Below are 16,197 nucleotides of genomic sequence, written 5' to 3'. Positions count from 1 at the left end.
GCCGACCCCGATATAGGGTCGGCCGCTGCGGTTTATCAGTACGTCACTTTGAACCTGCGCAACCGCAGCGCATTGCCGAGCACGAACACACTCGACAAGGCCATGGCGCCCGCGGCAAAGACTGGCGACAGCAAGATGCCGTAGACCGGATAGAGAAGGCCCGCCGCGACCGGGACCAGTGCCGTGTTATAGGCAAAAGCCCAGAACAGGTTCTGCCGGATGTTGCCGATCGTCGCCTTTGACAGAGCGATCGCGTTGGGCACGCCCTGCAGGCTGCCCGACATCAGGACGACATCAGCCGCCTCGATTGCAATGTCCGTGCCTGTCCCGATGGCGAGCCCGACATCCGCCTCCGCCAGCGCCGGGGCGTCGTTAATGCCGTCGCCGACGAAGGCGACCTTGCCGTACTTGGCCCTGAGGCGGCGAACCGCCTCGACCTTGCCATCGGGCAGCACTTCCGCCACCACCTCGTCAATCTCCAGGCAAGCCGCTATGGCCTTGGCGGTGCGGGCATTGTCGCCGGTGATCATCGCGACCTTGAGGCCGAGAACGTGCAAGGCCTTGATGGCCGCAGGCGTTGTCTCCTTGATCGGGTCGGCCACGGCGATGATCGCCGCGAGCGCGCCGTCGATTGCCGCATACAGGGGCGACTTGCCCTCGTTGCCCAGGCGCTCGGCAACTTTGGAGAACGCGGCCACATCATAGCCGAGTTCGACCATGTAGCGGTCCGCGCCGATCTCGACGCGCCTGCCGTCAACCTTGGCTTTGACGCCGAAACCCGTCACCGATTCGAAGTCCGACACGGCCGACAGCGCGAGGCCCTCCGCGGTGGCGGCTTCCACAATCGCGGCGGCAATCGGATGTTCCGATTTGGTCTCGACAGCGGCGACAAGACCCAGAACATTCGACCGGTCGAAACCGGCGGCCAGTTCCAGATCGGTCAGGATCGGCTTGCCTTCGGTCAGAGTACCAGTTTTGTCGAGCGCCACCACCTTGGCATCCTTCAGCAACTGGAGCGCTTCGCCCCTACGGAAGAGCACGCCGAGTTCGGCCCCGCGGCCGGTGCCCACCATGATGGAGGTCGGCGTTGCCAGACCCATGGCACACGGGCAAGCGATGATCAGGACGGCGACGGCATTGACCAGCGCGAAGGTGAGTGCGGGCGACGGGCCGAAGGTGAGCCAGGCGGCAAAAGTCAGGGTGGCTATGGCGAAGACAGCCGGCACGAACCACATGGTGACCTTGTCGACCAACGCTTGGATTGGCAGTTTGGAGCCTTGAGCCTCTTCGACCATGCGGATGATCTGCGAAAGCACCGTATTGCCACCAACTGCTGTCGCCCGGAACGCGAACGCACCTTTCTGGTTGACTGTGCCGCCAACGACTACACTGCCCACCGACTTTGAAACGGGGATCGGCTCGCCGGTAATCATCGCCTCGTCGACATAGCTGGCGCCTTCGACCACCTCACCATCGACGGGCAGGCGTTCGCCGGGGCGAACCTCGATGATATCGCCGGAACCGACCGAGCCGATAGGCAGATCGACTGTCTTGCCGTCTCTGCGAACGCGCGCCGTCTTGGCCTGAAGGCCGGCCAGGCGCTTGATCGCTTCGGATGTCCGGCCCTTGGCACGGGCCTCAAGCAGGCGACCAAGCAGAATAAGCGTCACGATGACCGCGGCAGCTTCAAAATAGACGTTGATGGTTCCAGGTGGCAGGAAGCCAGGCGCGAAGGTCGCGACCAGCGAATATCCATAGGCTGCCAGCGAACCGACGGCCACAAGCGAGTTCATGTCGGGGGCAAGTCGCCAAAGCGCCGGGAGCCCCTTGTCATAAAAACGAATGCCCGGAATGAAGAGTACAGGCGTTGTCAGTGCGAACTGGATGTACCAGCTCCACTGCATGCCAAACGTCGACTGGATGAGGCCATGCACGCCCGGAATGAGGTGTGATCCCATCTCAATGAGAAAAATCGGCGCCGTAAGCACCGCCGCGATGGCGAAGTCATAGGCCAGTTCGCGGTGCTCGGCTTTTTTCTTCTCTGCTCGCTCGGCGTTTTCATCCTGATCGCCATTGCCGGCAGCCGCGCCGATTACCGTTGCTTCGTAACCGACGTCTTCTATCGCCGCGATCAGGGTGGCCGCGTCGGTGGTTCCGTGGATCGTGGCGCGCTCTGTCGCCAGATTGACGACCGCCTCCGTTACGCCGGGAATCGCCTTCAGCGCGCGCTCGACGCGGCCGACGCAGGATGCGCAGGTCATGCCCGCAATCGATAGCTCTGTGGGACCAGCCGAACCGGCAGATTTCACAGGGACGGAATAACCGGCGTTTTCGACGGCCTCGACAAGCTTTGCGCGGACGACGAGCGACGTGGTCGTGATGCTCGCACGTTCCGTCGCCAAGTTGACCGATACGGTCTCAACGCCTGGGACAGCGTTCAGTGCCCTTTCGATACGACCGACGCAGGACGCGCAGGTCATGCCCTCGATGGGTAGCGATATCGTTCCAGTTAAGTCTGTTGTTCGAACGGGGGCATTCATAGCCGCCTCCTTTATCGTTCCGAAATTGAAGTTCGGACGGAAGGTGGGGCTTCCAACCATGGGAAGGTCAATAGCAAATTTTTCCTTTTCGCACCACTTGACCTTACCATGGTTGGAAGCCCCACCTTGAGCTCATGAGACCCGAACCAAGGAGAATTCTTATGGAACTGAGAATCGAGAACATGACCTGCGGCGGCTGCGCCAAATCCGTGACCAAGGCGATCCAGTCAGTTGATCCCAATGCCAGGATCGAGACCAATCTAGCCGCACGCATGGTCAAGATCGAGACGACCGCTACCTCCGCGGCCCTTCAACAGGTTCTCGAAGAAGCCGGCTATCCGGCAACCACGAGGTGAACAGGAACGATAGCATGAACAAGCTCACTCCGATCTTCATCGCAGGTTCGATCGCCATCAGCGCCGGCCTTGCAATCGCACAGAGCCAAATGAACAAGGACAATCCCATGCAAGATCACAACATGTTGGGCATGGAGATGCCGGCTTCCGGCAACCCGTCCACGAAAGCCTATTTGGCGGCCAATGACAGCATGCATAAGGACATGATGGTCGAGTTTACCGGCAATGCCGACATCGACTTCATGCGCGGCATGATCCCACACCATCAAGGTGCGATCGACATGGCGGAAGTCGTGCTTGAATACGGCAAGGATCCGCAGGTCCGCAAACTCGCCCAAGAGGTGATCAAGGCGCAGGAAGGCGAGATCGCCATGATGAGGAAGTGGCTCGCGGAACGCGGCAAATAGCAACCGGAGGGTGGCTCTCAGGAGCTGCCTTTGGCGAAGAAAGAGAAACATTGGACTGGTTGAGCGGCCTCGCCGTTGACTGTCAAACGACCGAGAGGAAGACGATCGATGCATCGGCGGACTTTTCTGGCGAGCCTTACGGGTCTCGTCGTTACCGGGCCTGCAGCAGCCCAGATGAAACACGATATGGGCGGCATGAGCGGCCATGGCAATCACAACATGCCCGTGACAGGCACCGCTCCCGTTTTGCCGGAAGGGCAGCCGCTCAAAGCGTTGCCACGCCTGTCCAACCAGTCGGCCGTGCGCGGCATATTCAAAGCAAAGCTGGAAGCAGAACCAGGTGTCGTACGGTTCGCCGAAGGGATCGATACGCCTGTACTTCTTTATAACGGCACCAATCCCGTGATCGAGGCAAGTGAGGGCGACAAGGTCGAGATCAGCTTCAGGAACGGGATTCCAGGCGAACCGACGACGGTTCATTGGCATGGCATGCCGGTACCAGCCGACCAGGATGGCAATCCGGCGGATCCCGTAGCCTCGGGCGACGAGCGCATCTATGCGTTCGAACTGCCGGAAGGCAGTGCGGCATCTTACTGGTTTCATCCCCACCCCCATGGTTTGACTGCCCAGCAGGTCTATCGCGGACTTGCCGGTATCTTTCTGGTCAAGCCGAAGAACGATCCCATCCCACCGGAATACGGCGACACGATCCTCATGCTCACCGATCTCAGGATCGCCGCCGACGGGACGATACCGGAAAGCACGATGACCGATTTCATGAACGGTCGCGTCGGCGATCACGTGCTCGTCAATGGGCAGAAGAACCCTGCGATGGCTGTAGCGCTTGGCGAAAAGCGCCGTCTGCGTCTCTACAATGCGACGAATGCGCGATTCCTGCGGCTCAAGTTCGAGAATGCCAGCATGACCGTCATCGGAACGGACGGCGGCCTGATCGAAGCGCCCGTCGCCGTCGCCGAGCTGCTACTCACGCCGGCCGAACGCGTTGAGTTGATTGTTTCTTTCGACAAGCCGGGAGCGGCCAAGCTCACGACGCTCGAATATGAGCGTGGTTGGATGGGGCCGGGCAAGCCGAACGAGGCCGGCATGATCCTGCTGACCGCAAACGTATCGGAAGAGCCGATTGCTGCAATGCCGCCCCTGCCGGCAAAGCTGCGCTCCATCGAATCTCTTGGGAATCCGGTTGTCACGCGCCGGTTTGTCCTGACGGAAACCATGGGCGGAATGGACCATGGCAGTATGTCGATGCAGGGTATGGGTCATTCCAGCACGTCCGTGTCTTCCGATAGCATGGAGATGAAGTTCCTGATTAACGGTGCCAGCTTCGACATGAACCGCATAGACGAAGTCTCGAAAGTCGGACAAGTCGAGCTTTGGGAAGTCGTCAACGAGGCGGATATGGATCATCCGTTCCATGTGCATGGGACGCAGTTTCAGGTCGTAGAGCGCGAGAAAGACGGGAAGGTCACCAGGCCGTCCTATCGCGCGTGGAAGGATACGGTGAACGTCGTGGCCGGCGAGACGGTTCGGATATTGCTGCGCCATGATCTACCGGGGCCGCGCATGTATCATTGCCACATACTCGAGCACGAACAGCTCGGTATGATGGGAACGCTTGACGTTCAAGCCTAGTGCGGATCAGCGAATGAAACGAAGGCCCGCCGCGAAGATATTTGCGGCGGGCCTTCGTCAGTGCAGGGCGAGCGACGGGACCTCATCGCCGGTGGCAGCATCATTCGGCCGGAACCGGCCCCCGCAAAGTTTCCGGGGTAAAGAATACGTCGGCATGCATATCTTCCCGGCGTAATCCGCGCGCAAAGGCCACCTCCATTGCCGCTTCCACCATTGGCGGCGGGCCGGCAACATAGGCCTTCCAGCCGTCAAGGCCGGAAAGATCCTCCGCCACGGCTTGCGTTACGAAACCGCTCCGATGCTGCGCGGACTGCGCCTCGGACAGCACGGGTGTGAAGGTGAGATTGGGATGACGTTTTGCGAGAGCCTGGAAATGCCCAAGGAGATAAAGATCGCGCTCTGCCCGAACGCCGAAGTAGACACGGATCGGCTGCTTCATGCCGTGGGCAAGAGCGGTTTCCACAATTGACTTGATCGGCGCCAGCCCGGAGCCGCCGGCGATGCACAGGATCGGGCCGGAATGATGCTGGCGCAGGGAGGAAGAGCCCAAGGGGAATTCGAGCGTTGTTTTGTCACCGGCCTTCAACACGCTGTGCACATGCTCCGAGGTGGTCCCTCCCGGAACACGGCGGATGTGGAATTCAAGACTGTCGTCGCCGTACCCGTTTGCCATGGAGTAGCTGCGGGCAGGCACTCCATTGAAGCTGACCTGCGCATATTGCCCTGCAGTAAACAGCAGGGGAGCCCCATCCTCGGGCGTAATCCGGACCAATCTGATGTCGTGGGTGAGATCATCAAGGCAGGTCACGATGCCGTCCAGGCGTCGTGGAGGCTGAACGTCGTCGTCACTGCCCAGCCAGGCTACGGTCGAATCCGTTTGGGGCAGCGCCCGGCACGCCAGAATCAGGCCGTCGGTTTTCTCTTCATCGGTAAGCGCGAAGCGCGAATGCTGCAGCAGTTCCACCTCCCCCTCGATCAGCCGGGACTTGCAGGAGCCGCAGCGTCCGGACTTGCAGCCATGGGGGTAAGGAATGCCGGCAGCGAGTGCGGCGTCCAGGATGGTCTGCCCGCCCGGGACTTCAAGGCCGGTCCGAGCCTGCCGGATGTCAACGAGTTTGGCCGTCATTTCCGGTTCCTCCCATGCCTGCAAGTCCAAGTGCCCTGATCAGCTCCGGCTTCTGGCCTTGGAATGTTCCGTAGAAGACTTCAGAACCGACGATGGTGATTGGTGCTACCCGTACACCCGTGCGCGTCTTTGCCTCCTCGGCGATCTGCGGGTCGGTGAGGTTACGTTCTTCATAGGCGATTCCCTGCTGGGAGAGCCAACGCTTGAGCGCATGACAGTCCGGGCAGGTCGGGGTCGTGTAGATGAGAATGTTGGGTGCATTGGCATCCGTCATGGTCTTGCCTTTCTCCGAATTCGACTGGTTTGGCTCGCGCCGACCGTCCAGAGAGCTGCCGGGTAGCGGAACTTTGTCGTCAGGGTGCGGCTTCCAGCACTTGGAAGGTCAAGAGCTGTTGTTGCATGCAAAGGATTTTTCGGGCTTCGAACGCATGCCGTCGCCAAATGTCAGAATGCGGGCCTTAGCCACTTCCTCGGCATCACGAGTCTCTGGATCGCTGTTCCCGCCGATACCGGTGCTCATCCGACGACGAACTTCTCTCATCTAGAGTATTCAGCAAAGTGAAGGATGACGCTTGCCGCCGCATAGCGGGACGGATGCGTCCGGGGACCCTCCGGAAAAAACATTCTGGGGCCTTGACCTTTCCATCGTTGGAAACCCCACCTTCGTCAAACATTGACTGCAGCTGTCGCCCGGGATCCGGAGGGTGCGGCCGAATGAAGGTAAACGAGAATGAGTAAAAAAGCCGCCATCCTGTTCTTAGCCGGCGTCGCCGCCGCCGGGGGCATTTTTGCCTTTGTCGATAGCGACGACGCGGGATTCTATACCAGCCGCCTTCTTGCGCTTGCATCGGCGACGGCAACGTCAGAAGCTGCTGCCCAATCGGGCGAAACGTCCGTACCGCAGGTACCAGTCGCCGAGGTCGTTACGCGCAAGGTCGCGCTGTCGGTGGAGTTTACCGGTCATCTCGAGGCGACCAAAGTCATCGAACTTCGCCCACGTGTCGGTGGCGCAATCGACGCGGTCAGTGTTCCCGAAGGGGGGATCGTACACCCAGGCCAGCTCCTGTTCCAGATAGACCCCAGGCCATTCCAGGTCGTCCTGGATGCCGCCAAGGCTCAGTTGCAGCAGGCGACGGTTCTGCTTGATCAGGCAGCAATCGATTTCAGACGAGTCGAATCGCTGGCTCCGAGCGGCACTGTGTCGCGCAAGACCTATGACGATGCGCAGACCACACGCCACCAGCGGCAGGCGCAGGTCGAAATCGCGAAGGCAGCCGTGACCGCGGCCGCACTCGATCTCTCCTTCACGCGCATCACCGCGCCGATCGGCGGGCGCGTCGACCGGGTTCAAGTCTCTGAAGGCAATCTAGTCGCCGGCGGCAATGCCGGAGCCGCCACACTTCTCACCACGATCGTCTCGATCGACCCTCTCTATGTTTATTTCGACATCGACGAAGCCACCTATCTTGAATTCGTCGTACGTGCACGGGCGATCGAAAGTGGGAAGACTTCCGGCAAGTTGCCGGTACAGGTCGGACTGATGACTGATGCCGGCTTTCCGCATGCTGGCGAATTCGATTTTCTCGGTAACCGCGTCGACCGGAGCACCGGGACAATCCGGGCTCGGGCAGTTGTGAAGAACCCTGATGGTCGGCTGACACCCGGTCTTTTTGCGCGGGTGAACCTCATTACCGCCGAACCGGCTCAGTCTGTGCTCATCGACGATCAGGCGATCGGTATCGATCAAGGACGCCGCTATGTTCTGGTTCTTGGAACTGAGGACAAGGCCGAATACCGTCCGGTCAAACTCGGACCCGTTATTGACGGTCTGCGTGTCGTCTCAGCTGGCCTCAATCCGGGTGAAAAGATCATCGTGAAGGGGCTGATCCGTCCGGGTATGCGGGTGGTCCCGCAGATGGTTTCGATGCTGCCGGACCAATCCTCTGATAGAGACCGGTCAGCGGCCGAAACACGCGAGGCGCGTCGATGAATATCCCGCGATTCTTTGTCGACCGCCCGATCTTTGCGGTCGTTCTCTCGGTCCTGATGCTGATCGCCGGTGGCCTGACGCTGCTGAAGCTGCCGTTGAGCGAGTATCCCCAGGTTACCCCACCGACAGTGCAGGTGACGGCAAGCTATCCTGGCGCTAATCCCGAGGTGATCGCCGAGACGGTTGCAGCACCTCTTGAGCAGGCGATCAACGGCGTTGAGAACATGCTCTATATGAGCTCGCAGGCCGCGACCGACGGGCGCATGACGCTGACGGTAGCCTTTCAACAAGGCACCGACCCGGACATGGCGCAGATTCAGGTGCAGAACCGCGTCTCGCGGGTGCTTCCGCGTCTGCCGCAGGAAGTGCAGCGCATTGGCGTCGTGACGCAGAAGACCTCGCCTGACATCCTGATGGTTGTGCATCTCGTCTCGCCCGACGATCGCTACGATCCGCTTTATCTGTCGAACTATGCCCTCCTGCAGGTGCGCGACCAGCTTGCGCGTCTGCCGGGCGTGGGGGACGTGCTTGTCTGGGGTGCCGGCGAATATTCGATGCGGATATGGCTCGATCCAGCCAAGGTGGCGGGGCGCGGTCTCACCGCGTCCGACGTCGTGGCGACAATTCAAGAGCAGAACGTTCAGGTGGCCGCCGGCTCTGTCGGCCAGCAGCCAGAAGCCTCGGCGTCGTTCCAAGTCACGGTCAACACCCTTGGCAGGCTTTCGAACGAGGAGCAGTTCGGCGACATCGTCGTCAAAACGGGCGCCGACGGCCAGATCACCCGTCTGCGGGATATTGCCCGTATCGAACTTGGTGCGGACTCCTACGCACTGCGTAGTCTTCTTGACGGCAAGCCGGCGCTGGCGATCCAGATTATCCAGAGCCCCGGTGCCAACGCGCTCGACGTGTCGAGTGCCATTCGCGGCGCCATGGAGAAGCTGCAGAAAGGCTTTCCAGAAGGTATAGAGTATCGCATCGCCTACGACCCTACCGTCTTCGTCAAAGCTTCACTGGAAGCCGTGGTGATGACGCTGCTGGAAGCCATCGCATTGGTCGTACTCGTGGTCGTGCTCTTCCTTCAGACCTGGCGTGCTTCGATCATCCCGCTGGTTGCCGTGCCGGTATCGTTGGTCGGCACATTCGCCCTTATGTACATGTTCGGCTTCTCGCTGAACACGCTGTCACTGTTTGGGCTCGTGCTCTCGATCGGTATCGTGGTCGATGACGCCATCGTGGTCGTCGAGAACGTAGAACGTCACATCGCACTCGGCGAAACTCCCAAGGAGGCAGCGCGCAAGGCCATGGACGAAGTGACCGGGCCGATCATTGCCATCACATCTGTGTTGTCGACCGTGTTCATCCCCTCGGCATTCCTGTCCGGCCTGCAGGGGGAGTTTTACAGGCAGTTCGCCCTTACGATCGCAATCTCAACTATCCTGTCGGCCATCAATTCTCTCACGCTTTCCCCCGCGCTCGCAGGTGTGCTCCTGAAGCCGCATCACGCCGATATGAAGCGCGACCGGCTGACGATCGTCATCGATACATTGTTCGGGTGGTTCTTCCGGCTGTTCAACCGCTTCTTCGATGGCGCCTCCAATGCCTATGTCTGGTCGGTGCGCCGCGCCGTGAGACTCAGCGCACTCGTCTTGCTCGTCTATGCCGGTCTGGTCGGCATGACATGGACGGGTTTCCAGAGCGTACCCAACGGGTTCGTACCGGCTCAGGACAAGTATTACCTTGTCGGTATCGCTCAGCTTCCGACCGGAGCCTCGCTTGATCGCACTGAGGCTGTCATCAAAAAGATGTCGCAGATCGCGCTTGCCGAACCGGGCGTGGAAAGTGTCGTCGCGTTTCCGGGTCTTTCAGTCAACGGTATGGTCAATATTCCCAACGCCGCCGTCATGTTCACAATGCTCAAGCCCTTTGACGAGCGTAAGGACCCGTCCTTGTCCGCCTTCGCGATCGCAGGTCGCCTGATGAGTAAGTTCAGCCAGATTCCCGATGGCTTTGCCGGCATCTTCCCGCCGCCTCCTGTTCCGGGCCTTGGCTCGACCGGCGGTTTCAAGATCCAGATCGAGGATCGGGCGGGGCTTGGCTTCGAGGCTCTTGCGCAGGCGCAGGGCGCTGTCATGGGCAAAGCGATGCAAACACCTGAATTGGCTGGCATGCTTGCGAGCTTCCAGGTGAATGCGCCACAGGTGCAACTGGACATCGACCGGGTGAAGGCTAAATCGCAGGGGGTGCCGCTCAGCACGATCTTCGAGACGTTGCAGGTTAACCTTGGCTCCCTCTACGCGAACGACTTCAATCGATTCGGCCGTACCTATCGCGTCATGGTCCAGGCGGACGCGCGGTTCCGTATGCAACCGGAGGACATCGGCCGGCTGAAGGTGCGTAACGCTGCGGGCGAAATGATCCCATTGTCGGCCTTATTGACCATCAAGCACAGTTCGGGTCCGGATCGCGTCATGCACTATAATGGCTTCCCGTCGGCCGATATTAGCGGCAGCCCGGCGTCCGGATACTCGTTCGGGCAAGCGACCGCAGCCATAGAACAGATCGCATCGGAAATTCTGCCACCCGGCATGGCCTTCGAGTGGACGGAACTCGCCTATCAGGAGAAACAAGCCGGGAACACGGCCATGTACGTCTTCCCACTGTCTGTTCTGCTCGCCTTTCTGATTCTCGCTGCCCAGTACAACAGTTGGTCATTACCGTTGGCTGTGTTGCTTATCGCTCCGATGGCGTTGCTTTCCGCGATCGCAGGCGTCTGGCTCACGGGAGGCGACAACAACATTTTCACGCAGATCGGCTTCGTGGTGCTTGTGGGTCTTGCCGCCAAAAATGCGATCCTGATCGTCGAGTTCGCCAGAGCGAAGGAAGATGAAGGCGTCGATCCATTGAACGCCGTGCTTGAAGCGGCCCGGCTTCGCCTTCGGCCGATCCTGATGACCTCACTTGCCTTCATCGCCGGTGTCGTCCCGCTTGTGATCGCAACCGGGGCTGGTGCGGAGATGCGGAATGTCATGGGTATTGCCGTGTTCGCCGGCATGCTCGGCGTCACGCTGTTCGGCCTTGTGCTGACGCCTGTGTTCTACGTCCTGGTGCGCCGCATGGCGATCGCCCGCCAAACGCGAAGCGAGTCCGCCGCAGCATTGGAAGCGCGCCTATGACAGAGCGGCGGCAGCAAATTGGGGCCCATTTCGCGACCGCCGCGAGCTAACGAACGAAGGGAATTATTGTGAGCAGTACCGGACGTTGGATCAATTGTTCTGCCGATCACCCCGAAATCGCGGCTGACAAGGAATTGGCAGTTCCTCCTCACCTGATCATCGCGCGAACGTCATATCCTCACGGCCATGTTACGCCCATTCACCAGCATCAGCGCGCACGCTTTCTGCAATCCGTCAGCGGCGTGGTAGTTGTCCCGACATCTGAAGGCAATTGGATGGTCCCGGCGGGCCATGGTTTACTGATACCCGCTGGAGCCGAACATCATGTTCGCATGATGAGCGACGTGGCGCTCCAAACCCTTGATATCGACAGATGCCTAGCCGCCAGACTTGGTGAGAAATGCTTTGTGATTGCCGTTGCACCGCTCTTGCAAAGCTTGATCGAGGCAGCATCGGATCGAGGCCCGGATTCTGAGTTTAACGCAAGGGGGCGGGCAATTGCCGAGCTTCTTTTGCACGAGGTTCAGCATCGCCCACGCCTGCCACTTTCGCTACCGCTGCCCTCCGATCGAGCGCTCTTGGAACGATGTGCAGATTTTCTTCTGCAGCCGAACACTACAGATACAGTCGAACTCTGGAGTTCAAGCCTGAACATGAGCCGACGATCATTCACGAGAAAGTTCAAGAACGAGACCGGCCTGAGTTTTGTCAACTGGCGCCAGCGTGCATGCTTGATCACTGCAATTCCCCGGCTGGCTCAAGGCGATATGGTGAGAAGGGTTGCATTGTCATTGGGCTTTGAAAGGTCGGCGTCTTTCACTGTGATGTTTAAGCGTTGGCTCGGCGCCACGCCAAAGGCCTATCGATGGTAAAAGCACGGATGGTCTCGTAAGAAATACCCATCTCGTGCTCCAGTGGCATTTTCCCAAGCAGACGGGGGCTGGGTGGAAATCGGAAATAGAGCCAAATCCCTACGGGCGACAAGTGGTGGTGGAAAGCGGTGACGATTATGCGAAAGATCCCAGGTTAATGTGAGACTTTTGATCCGAACATTATAACCAGTTATGTTTTAGGTTTTTCTCGCGACGCCAATACCGCGCAGCAGCGGGACCGGCTACCCCCGCCGAGCGATGACGAATCTTCCCGCCTTTGCTGAATCATCATGACGGATGGGTAAGAAGTCCCCTCAAGACCGTCTTGGTGATCGTCTTCGCCGCCATATCGTAATCTGATACCTTTAGTTGGCTGACATGCAGCGCATCGCAGGCGAGAGCTTCGAACTCGACATAGAACTGGGTTACTGACCACAACAGAATGAACAGATGGCGCGCATCCACTTGTTCGATCTTTCCGGCTGCGACCCAAGCATCAATCACCTTTGCCTTCTCGGATGTGACAGTTCGCATGTGATCGCGGGCCTCGATCGAGAGATGTTCGGCTCCTTGCAGTATCTCGTTTGCGAAAAGACGCGTCTCCGCTGCATTCTCCCAGGCATGGTTCAGCTTCGCTCGAACATAAGCCTCGATTGCCTCGCCAGGCTCACGATCGACCGAGATGTGCCGGAACGCATCGTCCCAACTGTGGATGAGGTGATCGATGGCCGCGTTGTAGATCTCCTCTTTCGACGAGAAGTAATAGTAGACATTGCCCTTCGGAAGCCCTGAGGCCTTTGCGATTTCAACAATGCGGGCACCGTCAAGGCCCTTCCTCGAAAAGATTTCGACAGCTGCCGTCAGGATCTTGAGCACGTTCCGCGCTCTGATCGGCTCATCCGACGCAGCTTGCGACGCGAGCCCTTTTTCGGCTGGAACATGCGGCACTCTCAATTCCTCTGCCATTGGTATCCCATTATTTACTATGCATTTTATCCTGAATCATCATCCAGGATAGAGGTTTGTTTTTCCTCGCAGCCCCGTCACCTGAATTGTAGGGGACCTCGAGAATCGAAGTACAAATAAAAAGAAGTTGACAATCTGGTCAAGTTTTTTCAAAAAAGCTGACAAAATGGTCAGGTTCTTGGGGAAGCCGCCGGAGCGGATGATCGGGAGGGTAAGAATGGCAATGTTGTTAAAAGCCGCCATGGAGGAATTCCTGTCAGATTGGTCCGTCGATCTGAATGAATTCTGGCGCCCATTGATCGGGTTTGCGGAGCCAAACATTGACGGGATCGCATCCGAACTCGAGCTTGAAGTCTGGGAGCCGATCTTTCCGGTCCGGCGCGGCAAGCACTTTCCGGGAATGCCCGTGGGAGCGCATTTCCTGAGAGCGTTTGACGGCATTGCCCCGCGAGAGGTTCACTGTGTCGTTCTGGGCCAGGACCCCTACCCTGAACCTGGGTTTTCCACCGGCCGGGCCTTTGAAGCTGGAAATCTCGCGGGGTGGCGCGAGCTTGACAAGATGTTCTCCAAGAGCATCCGGGTTTGGATGCAGATGATCATGGCTGCACGCACCGGCGATCTGTCCTATGCCCGCAGCTTCGACGATTGGCCGAAAACGCTTTCGGCCATGGAGAGCGGTGTAGCCGACATCGAGCATCCGTCTGCCATCGCGGATCGCTGGGTCGCGAAAGGCGTGCTGCTTCTGAATGCCTCGCTGACGCTCACCCGCTTCAGGGTGGATGTGGATCCACATCAGTCGAAGGGCCATCTCCGGCTCTGGCGTCCAGTGATCGTGGAGACCCTGCGCGCTCTTGCTTTGCAGGGAAAACCGCTTGTGTTCCTTGGGTTCGGTGCCGCCGCCGCTGATACGCTGGCCGAGGCCGGCATTGACGAGACTGCCAGCGGGCATCTTCGCTGCGTTCTGCGTGATCATCCCGCACGAGCCGAAGCCGTCCTGTCCAGACCCAACCCATTCATTCTTTGCAACGACTATCTGGAGGAGATGGGCTCTTGTCCCATCGCGTGGTAACCATGGCGGCAACAAAAACATTCGACTTCATCGTCATCGGCGCCGGTTCAGCAGGCTGCGCTTTGGCAAACCGCTTGTCCGCCGATCCCGCAAACAAGGTGCTTTTGCTCGAGGCCGGTGGCCGCGACCTCAACCCGTTGTTTCGCTTGCCCATGCTGATGGGCAAGCTGTTCCATTCGGGCATCTACAACTGGCACTACCACACTGAACCCGAGCCGCATCTAGACGGACGCTCGCTCTATTGGCCCCGCGGCAAGGTGCTGGGCGGCACATCAACCATCAACGGCATGATCTATGTTCGCGGAAATCGGCATGACTACGACCGCTGGGCACAGATGGGTGCCGCGGGATGGTCCTACGATGAAGTGTTGCCGGCGTTCCTCCGTTCGGAAAACCATGTGCAACGCAATGACGCCTACCACAACACCGAAGGCGAACTGACCGTCTGCCGGGCGCGCGGCTGGAACAGCCTACTCGATGTCTTCAACGAGGCGGGCGGACAGGCGGGATATCCTCTCAATGACGATTTCAACGGCGAAGAGCAGGAAGGTTTCGGCCGCTATGACTTCACCATAGCGAAGGGTAAACGCTGCTCGGCAGCCCATGCCTTCCTGCGTCCGGCAAGGAAACGCCCTAATCTGACGATCATCACCCGTGCCCATACAAGGCGCGTTCTCATCGAGAACAGCCGGGCAGTTGGGGTCGAGTTCAGCAGAAAGGGTAACATTTCGAAAGTCTATGCCGACCGCGAGGTGATCCTGTCGGCCGGCGTCGTCAACTCGCCGCAGATCCTCATGCTTTCAGGGGTCGGCGCTGCCGACGAGCTCGCACAGCACGATATCCCTGTCGTCCATAACCTTCCTGGCGTAGGCAAGAACCTTCAGGATCACGTCGATTGCGTCATGGCCTATGAATGCCGGGAGCCGGTCACACTCTATTCGGACCTGCGTGCCGACAAGCTTACTTGGTCGGTGATCCAGGGCATGCTGTTCGGTGAAGGCATCACCACGACGTTCCCCTACGAAGCCGGGGCTTTTGTCAGGTCGCGCACCGATCTGGTCGCGCCGGACATCCAGCTTCACTTCATGCCGGCGCTTGAAAAGACGGCAAACCTGCATTTTCCAAACCCGTTCAAGAAAGAACGGGTGGAGACCAACCATGGCTTCTCGTTGCGCGTCGGCCCGGTCAATCCCGAGAGCCGAGGCGAGATCAGGCTGCGCTCGGCAGACCCGATGGACCGGCCACGCATCAATGCGAATTATCTGCAAACGGAGTTCGACGTTCGTACGATGATCAACGCGATCCGTATGACGCGGAACATTATCAAGCAGAAAGCATTCGATAAATATCGCGGCAAGGAACTCGCTCCGGGTCCAGACGTCGAAAGCGACGCGGAAATGGTCAGGTGGCTGCGTGCCAATGCCATGACGACGTTCCATCCGGTCGGCACCTGCAAGATGGGCAACGACCCAATGGCCGTGGTCGACGCTCGATTGAAAGTTCACGGCATCGAGGGCCTGCGCGTTGCGGACGCCTCAATCATGCCAATCATTTCAAGCGGCAACACGAACGCCCCGGCAATCATGATCGGAGAGCGCGCCGCTGAATTCATTCTCAAGGAGGCATCCGTATGATCGTCGAGCATCGCACATATACTTTTCGGCCAGGAACAGTCGACGGCTGGTTGAAAAGATACGAGACCGAGGGCCTGCCAATCCAGAAGCGGCACCTCAACACATTTCTTGGCCTCTATGTCAGCGAAATCGGCCCCCTGCATACGACGGTCCTGATGTGGCGCTACGACAGCCTTGCCGACCGGGAGACAAGACGGGCAGCCATGTATGCCGACCCTGAATGGCAGGCATTCATCTCCGGCGTCTGGTCGCTCGGCGCCATTCAGAGCCAGGATGTGATGATCATGAATCCGGCGCCGTTTTCTCCCGGCGCCTGAAGCAAGAAGGGTGCAAGACCTTGGACCCCGAGGACGACCGGGCGGCAACCGAAGCTGCCCCAACAAGAAGTAGCTGATATCAAATCTCCAGAGCAAG

The 16,197-nt window shown here is 59.1% G+C and carries 14 protein-coding genes; 9 read left to right on the top strand and 5 right to left on the bottom strand.

All coding sequences use genetic code 11. From position 1 onward, the window contains the following. Positions 1-35: 35 nt before the first annotated feature. On the bottom strand, positions 36-2,540 hold the full coding sequence (locus ACZ5FP_RS24905) for a heavy metal translocating P-type ATPase (protein WP_464665194.1): 2,505 nt from the start codon (positions 2,538-2,540) through the stop codon (positions 36-38). Between the two features lie 161 nt (positions 2,541-2,701). On the opposite strand from ACZ5FP_RS24905, the gene ACZ5FP_RS24900 reads away from it, so the two are divergent. The 3 genes from ACZ5FP_RS24900 (at position 2,702) to ACZ5FP_RS24890 (ending at position 4,953) form a co-directional block, all read left to right on the top strand. Continuing rightward, a complete protein-coding gene (locus tag ACZ5FP_RS24900; protein ID WP_464665193.1) occupies positions 2,702-2,896 on the top strand; it encodes a heavy-metal-associated domain-containing protein in 195 nt (64 codons plus the stop codon). A 14-nt stretch (positions 2,897-2,910) separates the two neighbouring features. Further along, positions 2,911-3,303, top strand: coding sequence for a CopM family metallochaperone (gene copM / locus ACZ5FP_RS24895; RefSeq protein WP_464665192.1), 393 nt, complete (start codon positions 2,911-2,913; stop codon positions 3,301-3,303). A 108-nt stretch (positions 3,304-3,411) separates the two neighbouring features. Further along, positions 3,412-4,953, top strand: coding sequence for a multicopper oxidase family protein (locus ACZ5FP_RS24890; RefSeq protein WP_464665191.1), 1,542 nt, complete (start codon positions 3,412-3,414; stop codon positions 4,951-4,953). A 100-nt stretch (positions 4,954-5,053) separates the two neighbouring features. Here the strand turns inward: ACZ5FP_RS24890 and ACZ5FP_RS24885 are convergent, their stop codons facing one another. The 3 genes from ACZ5FP_RS24885 to ACZ5FP_RS24875 all read right to left on the bottom strand — a co-directional run bounded on the left by ACZ5FP_RS24885 (position 5,054) and on the right by ACZ5FP_RS24875 (position 6,599). Continuing rightward, entirely contained in the window at positions 5,054-6,079 is a 1,026-nt protein-coding gene (locus tag ACZ5FP_RS24885; RefSeq protein ID WP_464665190.1) for a 2Fe-2S iron-sulfur cluster-binding protein, read from the bottom strand. Then, the gene (locus ACZ5FP_RS24880) at positions 6,060-6,353 is read right to left on the bottom strand and encodes a glutaredoxin family protein (protein ID WP_464665189.1); all 294 of its coding nucleotides are present in this window, start codon (positions 6,351-6,353) and stop codon (positions 6,060-6,062) included. Before ACZ5FP_RS24880 ends, ACZ5FP_RS24885 begins: the two co-directional genes overlap by 20 nt. Before the next feature lie 108 nt (positions 6,354-6,461). Further along, the gene (locus ACZ5FP_RS24875; RefSeq protein ID WP_464665188.1) at positions 6,462-6,599 is read right to left on the bottom strand and encodes a hypothetical protein; all 138 of its coding nucleotides are present in this window, start codon (positions 6,597-6,599) and stop codon (positions 6,462-6,464) included. Positions 6,600-6,809: 210 nt separating this feature from the next. Between ACZ5FP_RS24875 and ACZ5FP_RS24870 the strand changes: the two genes are divergently transcribed. The 3 genes from ACZ5FP_RS24870 (at position 6,810) to ACZ5FP_RS24860 (ending at position 12,114) form a co-directional block, all read left to right on the top strand. Beyond that, complete coding sequence (locus ACZ5FP_RS24870) at positions 6,810-8,069, top strand: efflux RND transporter periplasmic adaptor subunit (protein WP_464665187.1); 1,260 nt, start codon at positions 6,810-6,812, stop codon at positions 8,067-8,069. Further along, positions 8,066-11,242 (top strand): efflux RND transporter permease subunit, encoded by a 3,177-nt coding sequence (locus ACZ5FP_RS24865; protein WP_464665186.1) that lies wholly within the window; start codon positions 8,066-8,068, stop codon positions 11,240-11,242. The genes ACZ5FP_RS24870 and ACZ5FP_RS24865 overlap by 4 nt, the downstream gene beginning before the upstream one ends. 68 nt (positions 11,243-11,310) lie before the next feature. Beyond that, a complete protein-coding gene (locus ACZ5FP_RS24860) occupies positions 11,311-12,114 on the top strand; it encodes an AraC family transcriptional regulator (RefSeq protein WP_464665185.1) in 804 nt (267 codons plus the stop codon). 288 nt (positions 12,115-12,402) lie between these two features. Here the strand turns inward: ACZ5FP_RS24860 and ACZ5FP_RS24855 are convergent, their stop codons facing one another. Next, positions 12,403-13,080: a TetR family transcriptional regulator C-terminal domain-containing protein gene (locus ACZ5FP_RS24855; RefSeq protein ID WP_464665184.1), complete on the bottom strand. Its 678-nt coding sequence runs from the start codon at positions 13,078-13,080 to the stop codon at positions 12,403-12,405. Between the two features lie 217 nt (positions 13,081-13,297). Here ACZ5FP_RS24855 and ACZ5FP_RS24850 point away from each other — a divergent pair, with 217 nt between their 5' ends. From ACZ5FP_RS24850 to ACZ5FP_RS24840, 3 genes are read left to right on the top strand one after another with little or no spacing between them, the layout of a single operon-like run. Next, on the top strand, positions 13,298-14,149 hold the full coding sequence (locus tag ACZ5FP_RS24850) for a uracil-DNA glycosylase family protein (RefSeq protein WP_464665183.1): 852 nt from the start codon (positions 13,298-13,300) through the stop codon (positions 14,147-14,149). 2 nt (positions 14,150-14,151) lie between these two features. Beyond that, complete coding sequence (locus ACZ5FP_RS24845) at positions 14,152-15,783, top strand: GMC family oxidoreductase (protein WP_464665393.1); 1,632 nt, start codon at positions 14,152-14,154, stop codon at positions 15,781-15,783. Beyond that, complete coding sequence (locus tag ACZ5FP_RS24840; RefSeq protein WP_464665182.1) at positions 15,780-16,100, top strand: NIPSNAP family protein; 321 nt, start codon at positions 15,780-15,782, stop codon at positions 16,098-16,100. Before ACZ5FP_RS24845 ends, ACZ5FP_RS24840 begins: the two co-directional genes overlap by 4 nt. The last annotated feature ends 97 nt before the right edge of the window (positions 16,101-16,197 follow it).

This window comes from Phyllobacterium sp. T2-21, assembly GCF_055378485.1.
Note: the sequence above shows the minus strand (reverse complement) of the source record. Positions and strands in the feature narration are given on the sequence as shown.

Coding starts and splice junctions, on each gene's coding strand:
- ACZ5FP_RS24865 (WP_464665186.1), top strand. CDS start 8,066: ATGAATATCCCGCGATTCTTTGTCGACCGCCCGATCTTTGCGGTCGTT.
- ACZ5FP_RS24880 (WP_464665189.1), bottom strand. CDS start 6,353: ATGACGGATGCCAATGCACCCAACATTCTCATCTACACGACCCCGACC.
- ACZ5FP_RS24905 (WP_464665194.1), bottom strand. CDS start 2,540: ATGAATGCCCCCGTTCGAACAACAGACTTAACTGGAACGATATCGCTA.
- copM (WP_464665192.1), top strand. CDS start 2,911: ATGAACAAGCTCACTCCGATCTTCATCGCAGGTTCGATCGCCATCAGC.
- ACZ5FP_RS24855 (WP_464665184.1), bottom strand. CDS start 13,080: ATGGCAGAGGAATTGAGAGTGCCGCATGTTCCAGCCGAAAAAGGGCTC.
- ACZ5FP_RS24870 (WP_464665187.1), top strand. CDS start 6,810: ATGAGTAAAAAAGCCGCCATCCTGTTCTTAGCCGGCGTCGCCGCCGCC.
- ACZ5FP_RS24840 (WP_464665182.1), top strand. CDS start 15,780: ATGATCGTCGAGCATCGCACATATACTTTTCGGCCAGGAACAGTCGAC.
- ACZ5FP_RS24845 (WP_464665393.1), top strand. CDS start 14,152: ATGGCGGCAACAAAAACATTCGACTTCATCGTCATCGGCGCCGGTTCA.
- ACZ5FP_RS24885 (WP_464665190.1), bottom strand. CDS start 6,079: ATGACGGCCAAACTCGTTGACATCCGGCAGGCTCGGACCGGCCTTGAA.
- ACZ5FP_RS24875 (WP_464665188.1), bottom strand. CDS start 6,599: ATGAGCACCGGTATCGGCGGGAACAGCGATCCAGAGACTCGTGATGCC.
- ACZ5FP_RS24850 (WP_464665183.1), top strand. CDS start 13,298: ATGGCAATGTTGTTAAAAGCCGCCATGGAGGAATTCCTGTCAGATTGG.
- ACZ5FP_RS24890 (WP_464665191.1), top strand. CDS start 3,412: ATGCATCGGCGGACTTTTCTGGCGAGCCTTACGGGTCTCGTCGTTACC.
- ACZ5FP_RS24900 (WP_464665193.1), top strand. CDS start 2,702: ATGGAACTGAGAATCGAGAACATGACCTGCGGCGGCTGCGCCAAATCC.